At 63.9% G+C, this 23664-nt stretch carries 22 protein-coding genes; 12 read left to right on the plus strand and 10 right to left on the minus strand.

The genetic code is table 11. The features are described 5' to 3' along the window. Positions 1–48: 48 nt before the first annotated feature. Positions 49–2160, minus strand: a complete 2112-nt coding sequence (gene fusA / locus ACNFG0_RS00195) for an elongation factor G (RefSeq protein WP_416763725.1) — start codon at positions 2158–2160, stop codon at positions 49–51. Between the two features lie 148 nt (positions 2161–2308). Between fusA and dsdA the strand changes: the two genes are divergently transcribed. Continuing rightward, positions 2309–3670: a D-serine ammonia-lyase gene (dsdA, locus tag ACNFG0_RS00200; RefSeq protein ID WP_416763726.1), complete on the plus strand. Its 1362-nt coding sequence runs from the start codon at positions 2309–2311 to the stop codon at positions 3668–3670. A 23-nt stretch (positions 3671–3693) separates the two neighbouring features. On the opposite strand, the gene ACNFG0_RS00205 is transcribed toward dsdA, so the two are convergent. After that, a complete protein-coding gene (locus ACNFG0_RS00205) occupies positions 3694–4122 on the minus strand; it encodes a hypothetical protein (protein ID WP_196167003.1) in 429 nt (142 codons plus the stop codon). Positions 4123–4484: 362 nt separating this feature from the next. On the opposite strand from ACNFG0_RS00205, the gene ACNFG0_RS00210 reads away from it, so the two are divergent. Next, positions 4485–4784, plus strand: a complete 300-nt coding sequence (locus tag ACNFG0_RS00210) for a hypothetical protein (RefSeq protein WP_084859152.1) — start codon at positions 4485–4487, stop codon at positions 4782–4784. 11 nt (positions 4785–4795) lie between these two features. Here the strand turns inward: ACNFG0_RS00210 and ACNFG0_RS00215 are convergent, their stop codons facing one another. Together ACNFG0_RS00215 and gcvA are read right to left on the minus strand one after the other, a co-directional pair. Continuing rightward, a complete protein-coding gene (locus ACNFG0_RS00215; protein WP_196143318.1) occupies positions 4796–6046 on the minus strand; it encodes an aspartate aminotransferase family protein in 1251 nt (416 codons plus the stop codon). 112 nt (positions 6047–6158) lie between these two features. Next, a complete protein-coding gene (gene gcvA, locus ACNFG0_RS00220) occupies positions 6159–7055 on the minus strand; it encodes a transcriptional regulator GcvA (protein ID WP_416763727.1) in 897 nt (298 codons plus the stop codon). A 367-nt stretch (positions 7056–7422) separates the two neighbouring features. Between gcvA and ACNFG0_RS00225 the strand changes: the two genes are divergently transcribed. Further along, entirely contained in the window at positions 7423–8808 is a 1386-nt protein-coding gene (locus ACNFG0_RS00225; protein WP_196143316.1) for an amino acid permease, read from the plus strand. Here ACNFG0_RS00225 and ACNFG0_RS00230 read toward each other — a convergent pair whose 3' ends face one another. The 3 genes from ACNFG0_RS00230 to ACNFG0_RS00240 are packed head-to-tail and all read right to left on the minus strand — an operon-like array spanning position 8809 to position 10412. Further along, positions 8809–9894 (minus strand): NAD(P)H-dependent flavin oxidoreductase, encoded by a 1086-nt coding sequence (locus tag ACNFG0_RS00230; RefSeq protein WP_196155958.1) that lies wholly within the window; start codon positions 9892–9894, stop codon positions 8809–8811. A 35-nt stretch (positions 9895–9929) separates the two neighbouring features. Then, a complete protein-coding gene (locus ACNFG0_RS00235) occupies positions 9930–10100 on the minus strand; it encodes a hypothetical protein (RefSeq protein ID WP_172403075.1) in 171 nt (56 codons plus the stop codon). 9 nt (positions 10101–10109) lie between these two features. Then, positions 10110–10412, minus strand: a complete 303-nt coding sequence (locus ACNFG0_RS00240) for a DUF1883 domain-containing protein (RefSeq protein ID WP_084859148.1) — start codon at positions 10410–10412, stop codon at positions 10110–10112. A 161-nt stretch (positions 10413–10573) separates the two neighbouring features. Between ACNFG0_RS00240 and ACNFG0_RS00245 the strand changes: the two genes are divergently transcribed. The 9 genes from ACNFG0_RS00245 to ACNFG0_RS00285 all read left to right on the plus strand — a co-directional run bounded on the left by ACNFG0_RS00245 (position 10574) and on the right by ACNFG0_RS00285 (position 19607). After that, the gene (locus tag ACNFG0_RS00245; protein ID WP_196143314.1) at positions 10574–10939 is read left to right on the plus strand and encodes a hypothetical protein; all 366 of its coding nucleotides are present in this window, start codon (positions 10574–10576) and stop codon (positions 10937–10939) included. A gap of 145 nt (positions 10940–11084) precedes the next feature. Next, positions 11085–11735 carry a c-type cytochrome gene (locus ACNFG0_RS00250; protein WP_416763728.1) on the plus strand — a complete coding sequence of 217 codons (651 nt, stop codon included), beginning with the start codon at positions 11085–11087 and terminating at the stop codon, positions 11733–11735. Next, the gene (locus tag ACNFG0_RS00255; RefSeq protein WP_416763729.1) at positions 11732–12646 is read left to right on the plus strand and encodes a c-type cytochrome; all 915 of its coding nucleotides are present in this window, start codon (positions 11732–11734) and stop codon (positions 12644–12646) included. The genes ACNFG0_RS00250 and ACNFG0_RS00255 overlap by 4 nt, the downstream gene beginning before the upstream one ends. An 87-nt stretch (positions 12647–12733) precedes the next feature. After that, complete coding sequence (locus ACNFG0_RS00260) at positions 12734–14095, plus strand: UDP-glucose dehydrogenase family protein (RefSeq protein WP_196155960.1); 1362 nt, start codon at positions 12734–12736, stop codon at positions 14093–14095. 48 nt (positions 14096–14143) lie between these two features. After that, complete coding sequence (galU, locus tag ACNFG0_RS00265) at positions 14144–14983, plus strand: UTP--glucose-1-phosphate uridylyltransferase GalU (protein WP_084859143.1); 840 nt, start codon at positions 14144–14146, stop codon at positions 14981–14983. A gap of 194 nt (positions 14984–15177) precedes the next feature. Next, positions 15178–16533, plus strand: coding sequence for a glutathione-disulfide reductase (gene gorA, locus ACNFG0_RS00270; protein ID WP_196143310.1), 1356 nt, complete (start codon positions 15178–15180; stop codon positions 16531–16533). 502 nt (positions 16534–17035) lie between these two features. Continuing rightward, on the plus strand, positions 17036–17599 hold the full coding sequence (gene ahpC / locus ACNFG0_RS00275; RefSeq protein ID WP_070091596.1) for an alkyl hydroperoxide reductase subunit C: 564 nt from the start codon (positions 17036–17038) through the stop codon (positions 17597–17599). 124 nt (positions 17600–17723) lie between these two features. Then, entirely contained in the window at positions 17724–19286 is a 1563-nt protein-coding gene (gene ahpF / locus ACNFG0_RS00280; protein ID WP_196143309.1) for an alkyl hydroperoxide reductase subunit F, read from the plus strand. A gap of 129 nt (positions 19287–19415) precedes the next feature. After that, positions 19416–19607 (plus strand): hypothetical protein, encoded by a 192-nt coding sequence (locus ACNFG0_RS00285; RefSeq protein WP_196143308.1) that lies wholly within the window; start codon positions 19416–19418, stop codon positions 19605–19607. 1 nt (position 19608) lies between these two features. On the opposite strand, the gene ACNFG0_RS00290 is transcribed toward ACNFG0_RS00285, so the two are convergent. From ACNFG0_RS00290 to ACNFG0_RS00300, 3 genes are all read right to left on the minus strand, one after another. Continuing rightward, positions 19609–20256: a YceH family protein gene (locus ACNFG0_RS00290; RefSeq protein ID WP_196143307.1), complete on the minus strand. Its 648-nt coding sequence runs from the start codon at positions 20254–20256 to the stop codon at positions 19609–19611. 134 nt (positions 20257–20390) lie between these two features. Further along, positions 20391–21218: a 5'-nucleotidase, lipoprotein e(P4) family gene (locus ACNFG0_RS00295; RefSeq protein ID WP_416763730.1), complete on the minus strand. Its 828-nt coding sequence runs from the start codon at positions 21216–21218 to the stop codon at positions 20391–20393. A gap of 217 nt (positions 21219–21435) precedes the next feature. After that, a complete protein-coding gene (locus ACNFG0_RS00300) occupies positions 21436–23556 on the minus strand; it encodes a TonB-dependent receptor (RefSeq protein ID WP_416763731.1) in 2121 nt (706 codons plus the stop codon). Positions 23557–23664: the final 108 nt, after the last annotated feature.

Below are 23664 nucleotides of genomic sequence, written 5' to 3' on the forward strand. Positions count from 1 at the left end.
GGAGCGGGCTTGTCCCGCGATGGGAAGGTGCGGCCGAACAGACCCGATCTATTCCCCGCGCCCTTTCTTGACGATCACATCGGCAATGCTCGCCGGCGCTTCGGCGTACCGGGTGAACTCCATCGAGTAGCTTGCCCGGCCCTGGGTCATCGAACGCATGGCCGTGGCGTAGCCGAACATCTCGCCCAGCGGCACCTCGGCACGGATCACCTTGCCCGCCGGTGTCTCGTCACCGTCCTGGATCATCCCCCGACGCCGGCTCAGGTCGCCCATGATGTCGCCCTGGTACTCCTCGGGGGTCACCACTTCCACCTTCATCACCGGTTCCAGCAGCACCGCGCCGCCTTTGTGCGACAGCTGCTTGGTGGCCATCGACGCGGCGATCTTGTAGGCCATCTCGTTGGAGTCGACGTCGTGATACGAGCCGTCATATACCGCGGCTTTCAGGCTGATCAGCGGGTAGCCGGCCAGCACCCCGTTCTTCATCTGTTCCTCGATACCTTTCTGAATCGCGGGGATGTACTCGCGCGGCACCACGCCGCCGACGATCTCGTTGACGAATTCCAGGCCTTCCTTGCCCTCGTCGCCCGGGGCGAAGCGGATCCAGCAATGACCGTACTGGCCGCGTCCGCCGGACTGGCGCACGAACCGGCCCTCGATCTCGCAGGTATTGCGGATTTTCTCGCGGTAGGCCACTTGTGGCTTGCCGATATTGGCCTCGACGTTGAACTCGCGCTTCATGCGGTCGACGATGATGTCCAGGTGCAGCTCGCCCATGCCGGAGATGATCGTCTGGCCGGTTTCTTCATCGGTCTTGACCCGGAACGACGGGTCTTCCTGGGCCAGCTTGCCCAGGGCGATGCCCATCTTCTCTTGGTCGGCCTTGGTCTTGGGTTCCACGGCAACGGAAATCACCGGGTCGGGGAAGTCCATGCGCTCGAGGATGATCGGCTTGTCCATGTCGCACAGCGTATCGCCGGTGGTCACGTCCTTCATGCCGATCAGTGCGGCGATATCGCCGGCGCAGACATCCTTGATTTCGGCGCGCTGGTTGGCGTGCATCTGTACCATGCGGCCGATGCGCTCCTTCTTGCCCTTGACCGAATTGAGCACGGCATTGCCTGAGCTGAGCACGCCGGAATACACCCGGGCGAACGTCAAGGTGCCGACGAAGGGGTCGGTGGCGATCTTGAAGGCCAGGGCGGAGAAGGGCTCGTTGTCGTCGGCGTGGCGCTCCAGGTGCTTGTCCTCATCGTCCGGGTCGGTGCCCTTGATCGCCGGAATCTCGCTGGGGGCGGGCAGGTAGTCGATCACCGCGTCGAGCATCAGCGGCACGCCCTTGTTCTTGAACGACGAACCGAGGATGGTCGGCACGATCTCGTTGGCCAGGGTGCGCTGGCGCAGGCCGGCCTTGATCTCGTCGATGCTCAGTTCCTCACCGTCGAGGAACTTCATGGTCAGCTCGTCGTTGGCCTCGGCCGCGGCTTCGATCATGTGCGCCCGCCATTGCTCGGCCAGGTCGCGCAACTCGTCAGGGATCTCTTCCTCGCGGTAGCTGGTGCCCTGGTCGGCGTCGTTCCAGTAGATGGCCTTCATCTTCACCAGGTCGATCTGCCCAGCGAAGGTTTCTTCGCTGCCGATGGCCAGCTGGATCGGTACCGGGTGATGGCCCAGGCGCTGGTCGATCTGTTTCACCACCCGCAGGAAGTCGGCGCCCTGGCGATCCATCTTGTTGACGTAGGCCAGGCGCGGCACATGGTACTTGTTGGCTTGGCGCCACACCGTTTCCGATTGCGGCTCGACCCCGTCGGCGCCGCTGAACACCACCACCGCGCCGTCGAGCACGCGCAACGAACGCTCCACCTCGATGGTGAAATCCACATGGCCGGGGGTATCGATGATGTTGAAGCGGTACTTGTCGGCGAACTGCTTGGTCGAGCCTTGCCAGAAGGCCGTGGTGGCCGCCGAGGTGATGGTGATGCCGCGCTCCTGTTCCTGGGCCATCCAGTCCATGGTGGCGGCGCCGTCATGGACCTCGCCCATCTTGTGGTTGACCCCGGTGTAGAACAGGATGCGTTCGGTGGTGGTGGTCTTGCCGGCGTCGACGTGGGCGACGATGCCGATGTTGCGGTACAGCTCGATGGGAGTCGTGCGGGCCATGGTCAGTCACCTGTGGGTGAGCGGGTTCTCCCAAGGTAGCAGACGATGACGAACCTGCCGGGGCGGCGGCTGAGTATCCGACGGTTGCCAAGGCAAGGGCATGTGCCGCCTAATCCAGGGCTCGTTCGCCGATTCCCTGGAGTCCCCCATGGCCCTTGCCGTCCCGCTGGAAACCTGGTGCCAGCAGCACCCGCTGATCGCCGACCTGGTGCGCCATGCGCAGGTTGCCTGGTTCAACCCGGGCGTCGCGCCCAGCGCACAGGCTCTTGCCGATGTGCCGCTGGGCGCTGCCGATATCGCCCAGGCCAGCGCCCGGCTTGAGCGTTTTGCGCCGTTCATCGCCTCGGCGTTTACGCAGACGGCGGCGTCCGCAGGCCTCATCGAGTCACCCTTGCGGCCCTTGCCGACCCTGCAGGCCGCGCTGTGCGACGAGTTGGATATCGCACCCAGCGGCCGGCTGTGGCTCAAGGCCGACAACCAGCTGCCCATTTCCGGTTCGATCAAGGCCCGGGGCGGTATCTACGAGGTGCTCAAGCACGCCGAGGACCTCGCCCTGGCCCACGGCCTGCTCAAGCCGGGGGATGATTACGCAAGGCTCGACAGCGACGCGGCGCGCGCCTTCTTCGGCCAATACAGCATCGCCGTCGGCTCCACCGGCAACCTGGGGCTGTCCATTGGTGTGATGGGGGCCCGGCTTGGGTTCCGGACCACGGTGCACATGTCCGCCGATGCCCGTCAATGGAAGAAGGATCGCCTACGCGCCTGTGGCGTGGAGGTGCGCGAATACGAGGCCGACTACGGCGTTGCCGTGGCCCAAGGGCGGCGCGAAGCGGATGCCGACCCTAACTGCCATTTCGTCGATGACGAAAACTCCACCGATCTGTTCCTCGGCTACGCCGTGGCCGCCGAGCGCCTGCGCGGGCAGTTGCAGGACGCAGGCATCCAGGTCGATATCGACCACCCGTTGTTCGTCTACCTGCCGTGTGGCGTCGGCGGTGGGCCCGGTGGTGTGGCCTTTGGCCTGAAGCAGGCGTTCGGCGATGCGGTGCATTGCCTATTCGCCGAGCCCACCCATTCGCCATGCATGCTGCTGGGGGTCTATACCGGGCTGCACGAGCAGGTCTCGGTCTATGACTTCGGCCTGGACAACCATACCGCCGCCGACGGGCTAGCGGTCGGACGGCCCTCGGGGTTCGTCGGGCGCAGCATGCAGCGTTTGGTAGATGGCTATTACACCGTCAGCGATGCCGAACTGTTCCGCCTGCTGGCCCTGATGGACCGGCTCGAAGACGAGCAGCTGGAGCCCTCGGCGGCGGCGGGCGTGCCGGGCATGGGCCAGGTGCTGCTGGAAAACCAAGGGTATCGCCAGCGCATGGGGCTAGACGCGCGGCGCATGGCCAATGCCACCCACCTGGTATGGGCGACGGGCGGCAGCATGGTGCCGCAGCAGGAGATGGATGCGTACCTGGAGAAGGGTCGCGCCATCCTGCATGGCCGCCAGGGGCACTGAGCCCGGGCGGCCAGCGGTGTGCGTCAGTCGGCCAGGGCCAGCAGGTGCCACTGGCCGTCGCTTTCCCGGGCCAGGCCGCTGGCGGGCAGCAGGGCCAGCAGGCGTTCGTGCAGCGCCGCCTCGGTGAACGCCTTGACGGTGGCCAGGTCCAGTTCGCCCACCTGCTGCAGGTCGGCCTTGGTGTAGGACAGCCAGGCCTTCTTCAGTACCTGCAGCACATCGCTGCCGGCGGTGTTGGCGAAGCGCCGATGCAGCGTGCGGCCTTCCAGCGCGAAGGTGTGGCGGTGGGCGTAGCCGCTCTCGTCGCCGCCCAGGTCGGCGCAACGGTGGCAGCGGCAGGCCCCTTCACCGAAGGCGTTGCGCAGGTAGCTGTTGAAATCCACGACGGGCTTGAGGGTCAGGCGTTTGTCGACCTCGAACAGGTCGGCGATCAGGGGTTCTTCGGCGCTCACTCGGGATCCTCGTGTGGTGTGGCGTGCATCGGCGGGCACCCTAACAGATTGGGGCGGGGGAGGCCATGTCGGTGGGCAGAGGGAGGTCTCCTCAGCACTGGCCCAATCGCCGGCAAGCCGGCTCCCACCAGGCCTGCGCTGACTTCATGCTTGTGGGAGCCGGCTTGCCGGCGATTGGGCCAGTATGCCCGTACAAATATTCCCTGCGCCCCTCGCGCCTGGCCGTTACCTGCCGTACCCTGGTGTGGTGTTTTGCAAATACGACCAAAAAGCGCCGCGACTTATGGTTGTTATTTGTGAAACACCACACTAGACCCCCCTGGCGCCTGCTGCGCCGTCCCAGTTTTCACGAGGCACCTCGATTGAGCAAATACCCCTACATCGCCACCGTAACCGTCAGCGCCGAAGACCGTGGGGGCGATGCCGAAGCAATGGAAAATCCCAACATGCGCGTGGGTCTGGAAGCGGTTACCGAAACCCTGAAGAAAGTGCACTTCGTTGGCACCTTGGCGGCGCCGGAAAAGCCCGCCACGCATATCTGCGTGACCCTGGAAAACGGCTTGACCTACTACGGCCCCATCGTCAACGGCCACGCCGAGCTCGAAGGCGGCTGGATCGCCTTCGAGTCCGACATGCTCACGCCCGAGGAACTGGGGCTCTGAAAGCCCGGAGCTCAGTCCAGTTCGGCCAGGCACTGCTCGAGGATATCCAGGCCTTGCTCGAGCACGTCAGGTTCGATGGTCAGCGGGGCCAACAGGCGAATGATGTGCCGCGCCTTGCCGCTGGGCATCAATAACAGCCCTTTGGCTCGCGCAGCCTCCATCACCTTGGCCAGCTGCGCAGGTGCCGGGCTGCCGTCGGCAGTGACCAACTCCAGGCCGCGCATGGCCCCGGTGCCTGTCAGGCGGCCCAGGGCCGAGGTCAGGCCAGAGGCCTTCCAACGTTCGTAGCGTGCGACGATAGCCTGTTCCTGGCGCTCGCCCCAGGTCGCCAGGTTCTCGTCGCTCATCTGCGCCAGGCTGGCCAGTGCCGCCGCGCAGGCGATCGGGTTGCCGGAATAGGTGCCGCCCAGGCCGCCCTTGGGCAGCGAGTCCATGATCGCCTTGCGCCCGACCACGGCGCCCAGGGGCATGCCACCGGCGATGCTCTTGGCCAGCAACAACAGGTCTGGCTCGATCCCCAGGCGCGGGAAGGCGAAGCGCTGGCCGGTGCGGCCGAACCCGGACTGGATCTCATCGATGATGATCAAAATCCCATGCGCGTCGCAGAATCGGCGTAGTGCCTGGGCGAATACCGGGTCCAACGCCAGGAAGCCGCCTTCGCCCTGCACCGGTTCGAAGATGAATGCCGCCACGTCCTCCACCGCCAGCTCGACGCTGAACAGCCGGTCCATGGCCTTGAGCGCCTGTTCGCAGGTCACCCCGGTATCGGCGCTGGGGTAGGGCAGGTGGTAGACCGGCCCCGGCAGCTCACCCACGCGTTGCTTGTAGGGCGCTACCTTGCCGTTGAGGTTCAGGGTGGCCAGAGTGCGCCCATGGAACCCGCCATCGAAGGCGACGATGGCACGCTTGCCCGTCGCGCCGCGTGCCACTTTCAGGGCATTTTCAGCCGCTTCGGCACCGCTGTTGGTCAGCATGCCCGCCAAGGGGTAGCTGACCGGCACGAAGTGTCGCAGCCGCTCCATCAGTTCCAGGTATGGGCCGTGGGGCGCCGCGTTGAACGCGTAATGGGTCAGGCGAGTGGCCTGAACCTGGATCGCCTCTACCACGGCGGGGTTGCAATGGCCCAGGTTGAGTACCCCGATGCCACCGACGAAGTCGATGTAACGCTTGCCGTCGGTATCCCAGACTTCGGCATTGCGGCCATGGGAAAGTGTAATCGGATGAACGATGGCAATGGATTGGCTGATACTTTCCTGTTGCATGTGCACGCAAACCTTTTGTTTGGGTTTTTTATTATCGAAGCGTGCCGGCCTCTACTTGTGCAAACGAATTATTCGATTGCGGTCATTCCTTCAATTCGTGAATAAAGCGGTTTTACAGGCCTTGGGCCACGCGTTCTCGTATCCATTGCACGAACGCCCGTACCTTGGGCACCTCGGCCGCATGTTCGGCATGGGCGATGAAATGCCTGCCGTTGCTCGCCACCGGGTGGTCCCAGGCCACCACCAGCTTGCCTTCCGCCAGCTCCTCGGCCACCAGGTAGCGCGGGATCAGGGCGATGCCGCAGCCGGCAATGGCCGCGCGGATGCACAGGTAGAACGTGTCGAAACGCGGGCCGTGATAGCTGTTCTCGCTGTGCAGGCCCAGGCCGAGGAACCATTCATGCCATGCCTCCGGCCGCGAGGCGCATTGCAACAGGCGGTGCTCGGTGAGTGCCTGGGCGCTGTCCAGGCGGTGCTGCTCGCGCAGGCCCGGTGCGCAGACCGGCACCACTTCCTCGCTGAACAGCTCGATGCAGGTGGCGCCCGGCCAGGTGCCTTGGCCGAAGAAGAAAGCGATGTCGGCCTTGGCCTGCAGCAGGTCGAACGGCTCCAGCTCGTTGCGGATATCCAGGTGGATGCGCGGGTGGCGTTCACCGAACCCCTTGAGCCTGGGCACCAGCCAGCGCGCGCCGAAGGTCGGCTGGGTGGCGATGCGCAGCACCTCGGTCTCGTCACCGTAGCTGAGGATGTAGCGGCTGGAGATGTCGATCTGGGTGAGGATCTTGTTCACTTCGGTCAGGTACAGCGCGCCGGCCGGCGTCAGGTGCAGGCGCCGGCGGATGCGCTGGAACAGTGGGTGCGACAGCATGTCCTCGAGCTGCGCCACCTGCTTGCTGACCGCGCTCTGGGTCAGGTGCAGCTCCTGTGCGGCGCGGGTGAAGCTCAGGTGGCGGGCAGCTGCCTCGAAGCACTGCAGGGCGGTGGTGGAGGGCATCAGGCGTTTGGACATGGGCAGCGCGTACCGAGCAAAAATGGAAGGAATTCATTCCTAAACGGAATTATGTGCTTCGAAAAGGTCGTTTGTTGACCTCGCCTTATAGATTAATACTGACCCGCGTCAACGATTACAACCCGCTGTCGATGTAGGAGAAAAACATGAAGGTTGTCGATCTGCCAACGCGTATTGGTTGTGCCGAAAGTTATGCGCCCAAGATAACTATCCGCACGCGGCCTTGACGTTCGGATGATCGGCACGCAGGCGTGCCCCGCGCCTGTTTCCGAACAAAACAACAACAACTCAACAATTACGACTTACCCGCATTCTGCTCCATTTTTCAGCCGCCCCTTGCGGCGGCCGACCCATTCGAGGGTTCCCCATGGCATCGCAACAACAAAAGAAACAGCGTTCGCTGCAGCACGGCCTGACGTCGCGTCAGGTTTCCATGATTTCCATCGCCGGCATCATCGGCGCGGGCCTGTTCATCGGCTCCTCCAACGCCATCGCCACCGCCGGCCCGGCCATCCTCATCTCCTACGCCATGACCGGCCTGCTGGTCCTGCTGGTGATGCGCATGCTCGGCGAAATGGCCATCGCCAACCCCAACAGCGGTTCGTTCTCCACCTATGCTGCCGAGGCTATCGGCCCGTGGGCGGGCTTCACCATCGGCTGGCTGTACTGGTGGTTCTGGGTGTTGATCATCCCGGTCGAGGCCATCGCTGGCGCGGACATCCTCCACGCCTACTTCCCGGCGGTGCCGTCCTGGCTGTTTGCCTTCCTGATCATGATCGTGCTGTCGGGCACCAACCTCATCAGCGTGAAGAACTTCGGTGAGTTCGAATACTGGTTCGCCCTGGTCAAGGTGATCGCCATCCTGGCTTTCATCGGTATCTGCAGCCTTGCCGTGTTCGGCGTCTGGCCCTTGGCCGAGACCTCCGGTGTCAGCCAGCTGTGGGCCAACGGCGGTTTCATGCCCAATGGCTTCGGTACCGTGCTCGGGGGCGTGCTGATCACCATCTTTTCGTTCTTCGGCGCGGAAATCGTCACCATCGCGGCCGACGAGACCGCCAACCCCAAGGAGAAGATCCGCCGCGCGACCAACCTGGTGGTGTATCGCATCGCCATCTTCTATCTGGCGTCCATTTTCCTGGTGGTGTCGCTGGTGGCCTGGAACGACCCGGGCCTGAAGGCCGTTGGTTCGTTCCAGCGCGTACTCGAGGTGCTGAACGTACCGGGTGCCAAGCTGATGGTAGACCTGGTGGTACTGGTGGCGGTGACCAGTTGCATGAACTCAGGCCTCTACACTGCGTCGCGCATGCTCTACTCGCTGGGTGCACGGGGCGAGGCTCCGCGGACGATCAAGCGCATCTCCGGCAACGGCGTGCCCACCGTGGCGGTGGTGCTGTCCACCCTGGCGGGCTTCGTCGGCTGCTTCGTCAACTATGTGTTCCCAGGCAAGGTATTCGGCTTCCTGCTGTCGACCACCGGCGCCATCGCCTTGCTGGTGTACCTGGTGATCGCCGTGTCGCAACTGCGCATGCGTGCCCGAGCTGAGCGCGAAGGCGCGGAGCTGGCGCTGAAGATGTGGCTGTTCCCCTGGCTGACCTGGCTGGTGATCGGCCTGATCGTCATGGTGCTGGGCTACATGTTGTTCAGCGATGCCTACCGCTACGAGACGCTGATGACTGCCGGGGTGACCTGCTTCATCCTGCTGATTGCCTTGACCCGTCGGCGTGCAGCTGCAAGGGCCGCGCAGCCTGCCTGACTACATTCGTGGAGCCAGGCCCAGCTGCTGCAGGGCCTGGCCCGCGATCTGCCGGGTCAGCTCGCCCGCATCCAGGTGCTGCCCCAGGCGCAACGCCTGGCCCGCCCATAAGTTGCTGAAGTCGCTGTTGCCTTGAGGGTCACGGATCGCTCGCAAAGGCATCAGCGCACCCCCGGCCAGCGGGAAACGCGGTGCCAGCGGGCTCATCGGCCCCAGCTCGCGCATGATACGGTTGTTGATGCCGCGGGCGGGGCGACCGGTGAACAGGTTGGTCAATGCCGTGTCGCTGGCCGGGGCGCTGTCCAGCGCGCGGCGATGGGCCGGCGATACCTTGGCCTGCGGGCAGAACAGGTAGGCGGTGCCCACCTGCACCGCCGAGGCGCCCAGGGCCAGGGCGGCGACCAGGCCGCGGTGGTCGCCGATGCCGCCGGCAGCGATCACCGGTACCTGGACCGCATCCGCTACCTGGGGCACCAAGGCGAAGGTGCCGACCTGGCTGGTGATGTCTTCGCTCAGGAACATGCCGCGATGACCACCCGCCTCGTAGCCCATGGCGATGATCGCGTCGCAGCCATTGGCCTCAAGCCACACCGCTTCTTCCACCGTGGTGGCGCTGGACAGCACCTTGGCGCCACTGGCCTTGACCCGTTGCAGCAGGTCGGCCTGGGGCAGGCCGAAGTGAAAGCTCACCACCTCGGGGCGTAGTTGCTCCACCAACTGGCAGCTTTGCTCATCGAACGGTGCGCGGTTTGAGACCGGTGTCGGTGCGTCGAAGTCCGCCCCCGTTTCCTCGTAGTAGGGCTTGAGTGCCTGCTTCCAGCGCAGGTCGCGCTCGGCGTCGGGCGCCGGCGGCTGATGGCAGAAGAAATTCAGGTTGAGCGGGCCCTGGCAGCCTGCACGAAACGCCTCGATCTCGGCGCGCACCTGCTCGGCGCTGAGCATGGCACAGGGCAGGGCGCCGAGCCCGCCGGCGTTGCCCACGGCGATGGCCATGGCCGACCCGGTGGCCCCCGCCATGGGGGCCTGGAGGATGGGCAACTCGATGCCCAGCAGATCGAGAATGCGTCGGTCGGGCCAGTTGCTCATGCGCTACTCCTTGTGGGCGAGGATCGGGCGGGGAATTACAGGGCCTTGCTGACCTGGATGTCGCTGATTTTCTCGGCGTCTTCGCCATGGATCTTGCGCAGCGCTTCCAGGGCCTGTTCCTGGGAGGCGTCGGGCATCAAGGCGAAGTCCCAGCGGCGCTCGCCGTCGAGCTTGTACTTGATCACGTATTTGATGGTCTGGGTCATGGCGGGGCCTTATCCGAGTCTGGAGGACGAACGGCGAATGATCTTGATCTTGTGGGTGAAGGTCGGCTTGCGCGTCACCGAGATCGGGCGCGGGCTCACGGTGTCGATGGTGATGTTCCAGAAGCCGGTGCTGGGTACGGTGATCTTGGCTGGGAACTTGATGAAGTGGCCACCGTGGTAGGTGTGCCGGCCGCCATTCTTGAAGCTGCGGAAGTTGGCGTCGTTCATCAGGCGGATATTGCAGCGCTGGGAGCATTCGATGACGACCACGTCGTCCTCGTTCAGGTGCTCGCGCTGGTGTACGAATTTCATGGGGTGCTCCGCAAGGATTGGTTCAGCAAAGGCAAACGATACCACGATGTCAGGATGGACTCGCGCCCGGATGGTTAGGCCAAAGATAAATCTGCCAAAGCAGGGAGCAAATCCGCCCGGCTGTTGTCCAACCGTTTCTTGTCGATCGAAAGGTGGTGCGAATGAAGGGGTTGGTAGCGGCGATGTCGTTGGTGGCGCTGGGCGGCTGTGTCAGTGTTTCGGAGCTTGAACAATCCCGGGAGACCCTGGACGTGATGTCCGGCAAGACGCCTCGCCAGTATGCCGACTGCGTCAAGAGCAAGTTGGCCGAAACCCGCGACCCTCTGGTCGAAGAGCCCCTGGGCGACGACGGCCTGCGCCTGATCGTGCCGCAGAAACTGTCCGCAGGTGCCGGTCCTGCGGCGCTGGTGGACATCGACAAACGTGGCAGTGGCAGCAGCATCAAGCTGCACGAGCGCCTGAACAACTTCCCCCTGCGCCTGGGTGACGTGCGCACCGCGGCGACCCAGTGCATCTCAGGATCTTGATCCAGCTCAGTTAATGAGCGATTAGCAGGCAAATTGCCATTTTCTTGTCCGGTGGGCGTTGTTCCCCACCGGGGATAGGCCTACTCTTTTTTGGCTTATACCGAATAAGCCTAAGCTTATAACAAGGAAAATGGAGCGTTCCGTGATGAAACCGTTGAGTCGCGTCGCGATCGGCAGCCTGCTGATCCTGGCCTGGCCCACGGCGCATGCCGTCGATGGCCAGAAGATCTTCACCCAGGGCGGGCAGAACCCCGCCGCCATGGCTTGCCTGGGCTGCCATGGCCCGGACGGCAAAGGCATCGCCGCCGCCGGCTTCCCCCGCCTGGCTGGCCTGTCGGCCGGCTACCTGAGCAAGCAATTGAGCGATTTTCGCAAGGGCAGCCGCAAGCAGGCCGTCATGGAACCGCTCGCCAAGGCCTTGGACGAGGAAGAAATCAAGGCCGTCAGCGCCTACCTCGCCAGCCTGCCTGCCGACCCTGCACCCAACCTGCGCCGCCAGCAGATCGCCGGGGACCCGGTGTCGCGCCTGGCCCTGTATGGCGACTGGAGCCGCCAGATACCAGGCTGCGTGCAGTGTCACGGTCCGGGCGGTGGTGGCGTCGGTGAGCACTTCCCGCCATTGGCCGGGCAGCCGGCCAGTTACCTGGTGGCGCAGCTCAATGCCTGGCGCGACGGCAGCCGCAGCAACGATCCCAACCAGTTGATGGTCGGCGTGGCCAAGGCCATGACCGATGACGAGGTCAAGGCCGTCGCCGCGTTCTTCGCCCAGCCCGTCAGCCAGGAGGCCCAGCCATGAAGCCGATATACCCAGCCCTGGTATTACTGGCCCTGGGCAATGCCCAGGCGGCGCCGATCGCCATGGAAGACCAGTCCCAGCTCAAGGTGCCCGGCAGCCAGGCCGCGCCGAAGTTCAGCCCGCCGGCCGAAAGCGACTTGCCCGACAATGCCTTCGGCGAGATGGTGCGTCAGGGGCATGCCCTGTTCGTCGACACCCGACGCTTGATGCCCGAAGCGGTGGGCAACGGCATGAACTGCAGCAACTGCCACCTGGACCAAGGGCGCCTGGCCCATTCTGCACCGCTGTGGGGCGCCTACCCAATGTATCCGGCCTATCGCAAGAAGAACGACAAGGTCAACACCTTCGCCGAGCGTATCCAGGGGTGCTTCCAGTTCAGCATGAATGGCACGCCGCCGGCGGCCGATAGCCCGCAGATGACGGCGCTCAGTGTCTACGCCTACTGGCTGTCGACCCAGGCACCCACGGGGGTCGAGACGCCAGGGCGTGGCTATCCGGAAGTGGCGCAGCCGGCCGCTGGCTATGATTTCAAGCGCGGCGAGCAGGTCTATCGCGAGCAGTGCGCGCTGTGCCACGGTGACCAGGGCGAAGGCCAGAAGGTGGCCGGCGAGTACGTGATGCCGCCGTTGTGGGGCAAGGACTCCTACAACTGGGGCGCCGGTATGCACCGAATCAACACTGCGGCCTCGTTCATCAAGCACAACATGCCCCTGGGGCGCGCCGGCAGCCTGAGCGACCAGCAGGCCTGGGACGTGGCCGCGTGGATCAACCGCCACGAACGCCCTCAGGATCCGCGCCTGGTGGACGGCTCGATCGAGAAGACCCGAGTGAAGTATCACGCCAATGACGGTGTCAACCTGTACGGGCAGAAGGTCGATGGCGTGCTGGTCGGGCAGGGCACCGGCAGTTGACGTGTCACACCCTTGACCCCGACCTGTCACGGCCCTGCAACGGCGCCTGGGGTGCAATGGCCGCAATCTTCGAAAGGGAGCGCGGCCATGGAACTCTGTGTGATCGGGGCGGGGTATGTGGGGTTGGTCACGGCGGCCTGTTTTGCCGAAATGGGCAACCGCGTGGTGTGCCTGGAGCGCGACCAGGCGCGCCTGGCGCAATTGCGTCAGGGGCAATGCCCGATCTACGAACCCGGGTTGCAGGCGCTGCTGCAGACCGGCTTGGGTACCGGCCAGTTGAGGTTCAGCAACCAATGGGGCCAGGCCCTGGCAGGTGCCGAGGTGGTGTTCATCGCCGTCGGCACGCCGAGCCAGGAGGATGGCTCGGCCGACCTGCAACATGTGCTGGGTGTGGCCGACAGCCTTGGTCGCCACTTGAGCAGGGCGTGCCTGGTGGTGAACAAGTCCACCGTGCCGGTGGGCACAGCCGAGCGCGTCGCCCGGCATATCGCCAATGGGCTGCGCGAGCGGGGTGCGCGCTTTGCCGTGGAGGTGGCGAGCAACCCTGAGTTTCTCAAGGAAGGCAGCGCCGTGGATGACTTCATGCGCCCCGACCGGGTCATCATCGGCAGCGACAGTGAACCGGCCAGCCAGTGCCTGCAGCGCCTCTATGCGCCGTTCGTGCGCAACCGCGAGCGGGTGCTGCTGATGTCCACGCGCGCCGCCGAGTTCAGCAAGTACGCGGCCAACGCCTTCCTCGCCACGCGCATTTCCTTCGTCAATGAACTGGCCGGGCTCTGCGCGCGCCTGGGCGTGGATATCGAGCAGGTGCGCCGGGGTATCGGCAGCGACCGGCGTATCGGCAGCCATTTCATCTACGCCGGCTGCGGCTATGGCGGCTCCTGCTTCCCCAAGGATGTGCGTGCGTTGATCCACTGCGCCGAGCAGCAGGGCTACCAGCCGGCCATTCTCCAGGCCGTGCAGGCGCGCAACGAAACGCAGAAGACCTTGCTGTTCGAAGCCCTGCGCCAGCACTTCGGCGGCTTCCTGCGTGGGCGTAACGTGGCGATCTGGGGGATGGCCTTCAAACCGGGCACCGACGACCTGCGCGAAGCCCCCAGCCTGGTGCTGCTCGACGCCCTGTTGGCTGCGGGGGTACGGGTGCAGGCGTGCGACCCGGCCGCCCTGGGCGGGGTCGCCGCACGTTATCCACAGGCGTTGGCCAGCGCCCAATTGCGCCTGACCCAGGACCCCTATGCCTGTGTCGAGGGGGCCGACGCACTGGTGCTGGTGACCGAATGGAAGCAGTTCCGTCAACCGGATTTCCTGCGCGTGCGCGGCCTTATGCGCATGCCGGTGCTGTTCGATGGTCGCAATATTTATGACCCGTCGGAACTATCGGCACTGGGTTATCTCTATCATGGCATCGGTCGGCCAGGGGCAGGGCATTGTAAGGTGAGTGCCGCCTGATTAGACTGCGCCGAACTCCACAGGCCCAGCCTTTGTTTAAGGATGTATATGATCAAGAAATGCTTGTTCCCGGCAGCCGGCTACGGCACTCGCTTCCTGCCTGCTACCAAAGCCATGCCCAAGGAAATGCTGCCGGTGGTCAACAAGCCACTGATCCAGTATGGCGTCGAAGAGGCCCTGGATGCCGGCCTGAGCGAAATCTCCATCGTTACCGGCCGCGGCAAGCGCGCCCTGGAAGACCACTTCGACATCAGCTACGAGCTGGAAACCCAGATCAAGGGCACCGACAAGGAAAAGTACCTGGTCGGTATTCGCCGCCTGCTGGATGAGTGCTCCTTCTCCTACACCCGCCAGACCGAGATGAAAGGCCTGGGCCACGCCATTCTGACCGGCCGTCCGCTGATCGGCGACGAGCCGTTCGCCGTGGTGCTGGCGGATGACCTGTGCGTCAACCCCGAGGGCGACGGCATCCTGACCCAGATGGTCAAGCTGTACAACCAGTTCCGCTGCTCGATCGTCGCCATCCAGGAAGTCGACCCGCAGGAAACCAACAAGTACGGTGTGATCGCCGGTGACATGATCCGCGATGACATTTACCGGGTGACCAACATGGTCGAGAAGCCCAAGCCCGAAGATGCCCCGTCGAACCTGGCGATCATCGGCCGCTACATCCTGACCCCGGATATCTTCGACATCATCCAGAACACCGAGCCAGGCAAGGGTGGTGAAATCCAGATCACCGACGCGCTGATGAAGCAGGCCCAGGACGGCTGCGTGCTGGCCTACAAGTTCAAGGGCAAGCGTTTCGACTGCGGTGGCGCCGAAGGCTACATCGAGGCGACCAACTTCTGCTTCGAGAACTACTACAAGACCGGCAAGGCGTACTGATTCGCCTCCGGTTCGAAATCACGCGTGACATTCATTGGGGCCGCTACGCGCCCCATCGAGGCACAAGCCCGTTCCTACAAGGGCTTGTCCGGCGATGGGGGGCGTAGCGGCCCTGATCGTTTATTCCTTGGGTAGCTTTTTTGTTCCCGGCGCGCAACGGCGGTATGCTGGGCGCAGCCAAGGAGACTGAATACATGGCCTACGATTTTGATCTGTTCGTGATTGGCGCCGGTTCCGGCGGTGTGCGTGCGGCGCGCTTCGCCGCGGGGTTCGGCGCCAAGGTGGCGGTGGCCGAGAGCCGCTACCTGGGAGGCACCTGTGTCAACGTCGGTTGTGTGCCCAAGAAGCTGCTGGTGTACGGTGCCCATGTGGCCGATGAGCTCGAGCAGGCGGCAGGTTTCGGCTGGACCCTCGAGGAAGGGCACTTCGACTGGGCCACCCTGATCGCCAACAAGAACCGCGAGATCGAGCGCCTCAACGGTATCTACCGCAACCTGCTGGTCAACAGCGGTGTGACCCTGCTGCAGGGCCATGCACGCATCACTGGCGCCCAAGAGGTGGAAGTCGAAGGCCAGCGCTACAGCGCCCGGCATATTCTCATTGCCACCGGCGGCTGGCCGCAGGTGCCTGACATCCCGGGCAAGGAACTGGCCATCACCTCCAACGAGGCGTTCTACCTCAAGGCATTGCCGCGACGTGTACTGGTGGTTGGCGGCGGCTACATCGCCGTGGAGTTCGCGGGGATCTTCCAGGGGCTGGGTGCCGACACCACGCTGCTCTACCGGGGTGACTTGTTCCTGCGCGGCTTCGACGGCTCGGTGCGTTCCCACCTCAAGGAAGAACTGGAAAAGCGCGGCCTGGACCTGCAGTTCAACAGCGACATCCAACGCATCGACCAGCAGGACGACGGCAGCCTCAAGGCCACCCTCAAGGACGGCCGCGAGCTGGTCGCCGATTGCGTGTTCTACGCCACCGGGCGCCGTCCGATGCTGGACAACCTGGGGCTGGAAAATACCGGGGTCGAGCTCGATGCCCGCGGCTTCATCCGTGTCGATGAGCAGTACCAGACCACCGAGCCCTCGATCATCGCCATCGGCGACGTGATCGGCCGCGTCCAGCTCACACCGGTGGCCCTGGCCGAAGGCATGGCCGTGGCGCGGCGTCTGTTCAAGCCCGAGCAGTACCGCCCGGTCGACTACCAGAACATCCCCACCGCGGTGTTCAGCCAGCCGCCGATCGGCACCGTGGGCCTGACCGAGGAGCAGGCGCTGGAGGCCGGGCACAACGTGCAGATCTTCGAGAGCCGCTTCCGCGCGATGAAACTCACCTTGACCGACATCCAGGAAAAGACCCTGATGAAGCTGGTGGTCGATGCCGACACTGACAAGGTCCTGGGCTGCCACATGGTCGGGCCGGATGCCGGCGAGATCATCCAGGGCCTGGGTATCGCCCTCAAGGCCGGCGCGACCAAACAGCAGTTCGACGAGACCATCGGCGTGCACCCGACCGCTGCCGAAGAGTTCGTCACCATGCGCACGGCCACGCGCTGATCTGTCATTTCTCATTGCCGGCAAGCCGGCTCCCACAGAGGTACATTGTTCTCTGCGCGACAGCGCAGCTGTGGGAGATTCTATGGTTGTGGGCAAGCCGGCTCCCACTGGTGCAGCGCCAACCGCACCCTGTGGGAGCCGGCTTGCCGGCGATGAAGACAACCCTTTACCCAAAGCCAGATCGCATCCCTGTGTGGGTAATCACCCTGCACTCAACCAGCCCTGCTCGCTCAGGATTCATGATGCTGTTGCCCGTTCTGGCCAATCGCCGGCAAGCCGGCTCCCACCGGTACTTCGCCAACCACACCCTGTGGGAGCGGGCTTGCCGGCGAATGATCCAAGCCCCCGCAATCCTTTGCTCAGCCCAATCCCTTCTATTAATTAACCGCGGTTATAGCCAAAACCAATCACAAGCATGAGGTTTGCCAATGAGCGTTTATCGATCTCGTTGGTTAGGATTCTCTCCGTCAACTGATTTCAACCCCATGAAGGAGTGTCTCTCATGCCAATCATCAACAGCCAGGTCAAACCGTTCAACGCTACCGCCTACCACAAGGGCGAGTTCGTCCAGGTCAGCGAAGCCGACCTGAAAGGCAAGTGGTCCGTCGTGTTCTTCTACCCAGCCGACTTCACCTTCGTCTGCCCGACCGAACTGGGTGACCTGGCCGACAACTACGCCGAGTTCCAGAAGCTGGGCGTGGAAATCTACGGTGTGTCCACCGACACCCACTTCACCCATAAGGCCTGGCACGACACCTCGGACACCATCGGCAAGATTCAGTACCCGCTGATCGGTGACCCGACCCACGTCATCGCCCGCAACTTCGACGTACTGATCGAAGAAGCCGGCCTGGCTGATCGCGGCACCTTCGTGATCAACCCCGAAGGCCAGATCAAGATCGTCGAAATCAACGACGGTGGTGTAGGCCGCGATGCCAGCGAGCTGCTGCGTAAGGTCAAGGCTGCCCAGTACGTTGCCGCCCACCCGGGTGAAGTCTGCCCGGCCAAGTGGAAAGAAGGCGAGGCGACCCTGGCGCCATCCCTGGACCTGGTCGGCAAGATCTAAGTCGATGCGTCAATCGCGGGCGGTAGACAGCCGCCAAAGCTGAAATACCTACCGCCCCGTCAAACGCCCGGGCGACCTCGCCTGGGCGTTTTTGTATCCGAGTTTTGAAAAAGGAATCGCCCGTATGTTGGACGCCACGCTTAAATCGCAACTGAAAACCTACCTGGAGCGGGTCACCCAGCCGATCGAGATCGTTGCTTCCCTCGACGACGGCGCGAAGTCCCGCGAATTGCACGACCTGCTGGTGGAGATCGCCGGCCTGTCGAACCTCATTACCCTGCGCGAGGACGGCAGCGATGCCCGTCGCCCTTCGTTCTCGCTCAACCGCCCGGGTGCCGACATCAGCCTGCGCTTCGCCGGCATCCCTATGGGCCATGAATTCACCTCCCTGGTGCTGGCGCTGCTGCAAGTCGGCGGCCACCCGTCCAAGGCCAGTGCCGAAGTGATCGAACAGATCCAGGCGCTGGAAGGCGAGTTCACCTTCGAAACCTATTTCTCGCTGTCGTGCCAGAACTGCCCGGACGTGGTCCAGGCGCTGAACCTGATGGCAGTGCTCAACCCCAACGTGCGCCACGTAGCCATCGACGGTGCGCTGTTCCAGGATGAAGTCGAGGCGCGCAAGGTCATGGCGGTGCCGAGCATCTACCTGAACGGCGAAGTCTTCGGCCAGGGCCGCATGGGCCTGGAGGAGATCCTCGGCAAGATCGACACCAACGCCGGCAGCCGCCAGGCCGAGAAGATCAACGCCAAGGACGCCTTCGACGTGCTGGTGGTCGGTGGTGGCCCGGCGGGCGCTTCGGCAGCCATCTATGCGGCGCGCAAAGGCATCCGTACCGGTGTGGCAGCCGAGCGTTTCGGCGGCCAGGTGCTCGATACCCTGGCGATCGAGAACTTCATCTCGGTGCAGGAAACCGAAGGCCCGAAATTGGCCACGGCGCTGGAAGAGCACGTCAAGCAGTACGACGTGGACATCATGAACCTGCAGCGCGGTGAAGCGCTGGTCCCGGCCACTGATGGCGGCCTGCACGAAGTGCGCCTGGCCAGTGGTGCGTCGCTCAAGGCCAAGACCGTGATCCTGGCCACCGGCGCCCGCTGGCGCGAGATGAACGTACCCGGTGAGCAGCAATACCGTGCCCGTGGCGTGGCCTATTGCCCGCACTGTGACGGCCCGCTGTTCAAGGGCAAGCGCGTGGCGGTGATCGGCGGTGGCAACTCCGGCGTGGAAGCGGCTATCGACCTGGCGGGCATCGTCGCCCAGGTGACCCTGATCGAATTCGACAGCCAGCTGCGTGCCGACGCCGTGCTGCAACGCAAGCTGCACAGCCTGCCGAACGTCAAGGTCATCACCCGTGCCCTGACCACCGAAGTGCTGGGCGATGGCGAGAAGGTCACCGGCCTGCGCTACAAGGACCGCAGCAATGACCAGATGCATGATGTGGCGTTGGAAGGCATCTTCGTGCAGATCGGCCTGCTGCCGAACACCGACTGGCTCAAGGGAACCGTCGAGCTGTCGCCGCGTGGCGAGATCATCGTCGATGCCAAGGGCCAGACCAACATCCCGGGTGTGTTCGCTGCCGGCGATGTGACCACGGTGCCGTACAAGCAGATCGTCATCGCCGTGGGCGAGGGCGCCAAGGCTTCCCTGGCCGCCTTCGATCACCTGATCCGCACCTCGGCGCCAGCCTGAGGAACCTAGGGCCGCTTTGCGGCCCTTTCGCGAGACAAGCCCGTTCCTACAGGATGCGGGCTTGTCTCGCGATGGCTTCAAGGCGTATCTGTCTATAGTGATAAACAGACCCGCTGACGGACCATGCCCATGACCCTCATCAGCCGCGAACCCTGGTGGCTAGTGCCGCCCAAGCCCGGGCAGAAGGAGCAGGACCTGCACTGGGGGTACCTGGAAATCTATTCCGACGGCCGTACCGTCTTCGTCGACCAGCGCCCCAGCGACCGGGAGTTGGCCGAGCGCAAGAGCTGCCGCAACTTCCCCGACGCCGAACAGCCCTGACTCAACCCTCGAGTTCGGCCAGGCGTGCCTCCAGCGCGGCGACCCGCGCCTCCAGGGCGTCGATTCGCTCCTGTGACACATTGCTGGCACCGCTGCGCTCGCCGCCGCCTTGCTGGCGCGCAGCCAGGATCGCCTCGATGTCCGCCGGGTCGCCCAGGGCATGGGTGTAGCGGTCTTCACGCTGGCCGGCCTGGCGCGGCAGGTGCAGGGCCAGGCCGCGGGCGATCAGGCGCTCGAGCTGGTGCTGGACCTGCTCCACATCGTCGAAGTCGTGCAGGCGATTGCTACGGGTCAGCAGTTCACCCAGTGTCTGTGGCCCGCGCAGGAACATCAGCCCCATCAGCACCAGCTGCGCCGGCACCAGCTCCAGGGCCTTGTCCACCCGCTGCTCCCAGCGGTCGGCGCGGCTGCCCATCTGCAGGCGGGTCATGTCCTGGCCTTCCAGCGTACGCAAGGCCTGGCCGACCTGCCCGGGAGAAAGGTTCATGACCGGTTCCCGGCTGGTTTTCTGGTTGCAGGCCAGAACCAGGGCGTTGAGCGTCAGTGGGTAGGTTTCCGGATTGGTGGCCTGTTTTTCGATCAGCGAGCCGAGTACACGGATTTCGATGCTATTGAAGCGGCCTGCGCTTGCGGTTTCGTGTTCTGACATGGCCCTGTCTCATGGCGAGGAAAGGCCCCTAGCCTAGGTAAAGCGGGGGCGTTAGGCAATCAGGTTGATATCGCCGACGGCAGGTTGCGGCGCAACTTCGCGATGAGCGAAGGGTACGCCGCAGTGACAGAGGGTCAGTCGTTCGCCTTCCATGCACCGGCAACTGCCGCGGCGCGGAACCTGGCGCGGTTTTCAGGGGTGTCGACGGGCTCCGATTCACCGAAAATCGCTTTCATCCAGTGCCCGTCGGTGGGGTTGGGGAAGACGATGAACCGCTCGCCGAACTGGGCACGGTCCTCGTCCAGCAAGGCGGCGCGCTGCTCGACGTTGTCGACGTAGTAGCGGCGTTTGAAGTCGTTGAGGTTGTCGCCGAGCATCAGCAGTACGTCATGGTGCTGGGCCACGGCTTTTTGTGCAGGCTCCTTGTTGGAACTTTCGCGCAGGATGGTCACATGTTCCTTGTCGGCGAAGGGCACCTTCAGTGCGCGCAGGTTGGCCAGGGCGTATTCGTCGGTCTTGTCACCCTGGTCGCGGCTGGAGACATAGAAGATTTCCACGCCCTTGGACTTGGCATATTCGAGGAACTCCAGTGCGCCCGGTGTCAACGTCGGGCCGTTGCCGGCCACCCAGCGGTCCCACAGCGCGTCGTCGAAGAAGTCCTTGTCCTCTTTCATGAGCGCGCCCCAGTAGGTATTGCTGCTCAGGAGGGTGTCATCCAGGTCGCTGATGATCGCGGGTGGCTTGGCCCCAGGCTTGCGTTCGGCCAGGGCCTGGTCCAGGCGCAGCTTGGCCAGATTGAAGCCTTGGTAGTACAGCGCGCGGTATTCTGCGGCGGTCTGTCGCCACGCGACGGCGGCAGTCAGCAGGTTCGGCTTGACTGGGGCGGTATCGGCCAGCGCCAGGTGCAGGGGCGCGACGAGCATGAGTGCGGTGGCGGCGATTATGGTTCTTGGGGATGGCATTGTGCGAGGTTCCTTGTCATCGCCCACTTCAAGCGGCGGGCGTGGGAACCTCGTACCACAGGGCATGCGCGCCACTCTATCGAGGTGACGCAATTGTGTAGCAACCTGGCGCCTTGGCCTCATGAAAACGGCCCGCACCCTCGCCGGCAAGCCCTGCAGGGGATCTGCGCTGCAGGCCTGGTGGGGCCGGCTTGCCGGCGATGGGGCACAAAGGCGATCAGAAGCGGTAGGCCACGCTCGCTTCCAGGGTACGTGGCGCACCTGGGGTGATCAGGTCCACCGAACCATGGGCGGAGGCGTAGTAGTCGCGGTCGAAGGCGTTCTTCAGGCGCAGCGCCATGTCCCAGTGCTGTTCGCTGTACAGCAGTGCAGCGTCGAAGGTGGTGTAGCCAGGCATCACCACCTGGTTGTCCAGGGCGGTGTAGCGTTCGTCCACGTAGTTGGCTCCGGCGGCCACACGCCACTGCGGGGTGAGGGTGCGCACCAGCCACACGTTCGCGCTGTTGCGCGGGGTCAGCGTCGGGGTCTGGCCTTCGTTGGAAACGCCGTTGGTCTTGGCGTTGGACTTGACGATCTCGGCGTCCAGGAAGGCGTAGCCGGCGTAGATCTGCCACTTGTCCGAGAGCTGGCCGCTGATGGTCGCTTCGAAACCGTCGGTGCGCTGTTCGCCGGCCAGGATGGTCAGGCCAGGGGTCACCGGGTCCGGGGTACGCATGTTGGTGCGCTCCAGGCGGAAGATCGCCGCGGTCACCGACAGCTTGCTGTCGAGCAGGTCCCACTTGGCGCCCAACTCGTAGTTGGTGGTCTTTTCCGGTTCCAGGTCGGCGTTGCCGGCGTTGACCGCGAACATTTCGCCCGAAGGCTGGTAGCTGCGGCTGACGGAAACGTAGTACGACTGGATCTGGTCCGGCTGGTACACCAGGCCGACCCGTGGGCTCCAGGTCTTGTCGGTGCGGTCCAGGTCGACGTCCGTTGCGCGGATGTCGTCGTACTCCTGGCCGAAGATGTCGTAGCGCACGCCGAGCAGCGCCTTCCACTGGTCGTTCAACTCGATCAGGTCCTGCACATAGAAGCCAGCGGTCTGCTGGTAGTTGGTGCCTTTGGACGACAGGTTGGCCGCATGTTCCGGCACCGGTACCAAGGCATCGCGATAGACCGGAACCTGGGCCACGTTGTTCTGGTTGAACACCCGCTGGTACTTGTCCTGGTAGCCCACCTCCACGCCGTAGAGCAGATTGTGCCGCATGCCGGCCAGTTGCGCCTGCTGCTTGAGTTCGGTCTGGTTGAACACACCGTACTCGTCGCGGGCCACGTTGCCGCGGTTGAGCTTGACCAGCAGTTCGCCGTTCGGCGCGGTGACGAAGCGGGTAGGGCTGCTGTCGGCCAGGGTATTGTTACGGTCCAGGTCGTAGTGGTAGTAGCGGCTGGTGTTGGTCAGCGTGAAATCGTCGTTGATGCGGTAGTCCAGGCTGGCGGTGAACGAGAACACCTCGCTGCGGGCGTAGTCCTGGTCCGCATCGCCGGAGCCGAAGCGCTTGTCGCGGTCGACGTCCACGGGGCGGTTGCCCAGGGCCGGAATGCCGAAGTCGATCAGGCGCTTGTCGTACAGGTAAGTGGCGCCCAGGTTCAGCTCCAGGTCGTCGGAAAGGCGGAAGTAGGCCGACGGGGCGATAGCCTTGCGGTCGATGTAGCCATCGTCGCGGAAGGTGTCGCTGTCTTCGAAGGCGCCGGTCAGGCGGTAGGCCTGGTTGCCTTGCGGGTCGGCCCAACCGGTGTCGAACTGGGTGCGGCGCTTGCCCTCGGTGTCCAGGGTCATGCCCACTTCGTGCTTGGGGTCGAAGCCTGGTTTCTTGCTGACGCTGTTGATCAGGCCGCCGGACGAGCCACGGCCATAGAGCACGGCAGCGGGGCCCTTGATGACCTCGACGCGCTCGATGTTGGACAAGTCGCGAAAATACAAGGCGTCGTCGCGCACGCCATCGATGTACATGTCGCCAATGGCGTTGAAGCCGCGGATGGTGACCTGGTCGCGCTGGCCGTCGCCGTTGGACAGGCCGACCCCGGGCACATTCTTGAGTACGTCTTCCATGGACTGGGCGCCCTGGTCCTTGATCACGCTTTCAGGAACGACGTTGACCGTCTGAGGAATGTCGCGCAGAGGCGCGTCGATCTTCAGAGCACTCTTGCTTTCGGTAGCCTTGTAGCTCTGCTGCTCGTAGGCACCGGTCACCGAAGTCGCCGGCAGGGCCAGCGTGTCCTGGGTTTCAGCGTGAACAGCAGGCACTGCCAGCAGGCCCAGCATCGACAGGGATGCCGGGGCGACGTACTTTTTTGCCATTGAGAATCACTCGCGTTGTTTTTATTGGGTGCGAATAGTATCGATTCACAAATGTAAATCAAGTGTAAAGATGAGTATTCGAACGAATGCCTGTGCAATGGCGGGAAC

The sequence above is a fragment of the Pseudomonas sp. NY15372 genome, assembly GCF_048068215.1.
GTDB lineage: Bacteria > Pseudomonadota > Gammaproteobacteria > Pseudomonadales > Pseudomonadaceae > Aquipseudomonas > Aquipseudomonas guariconensis_A.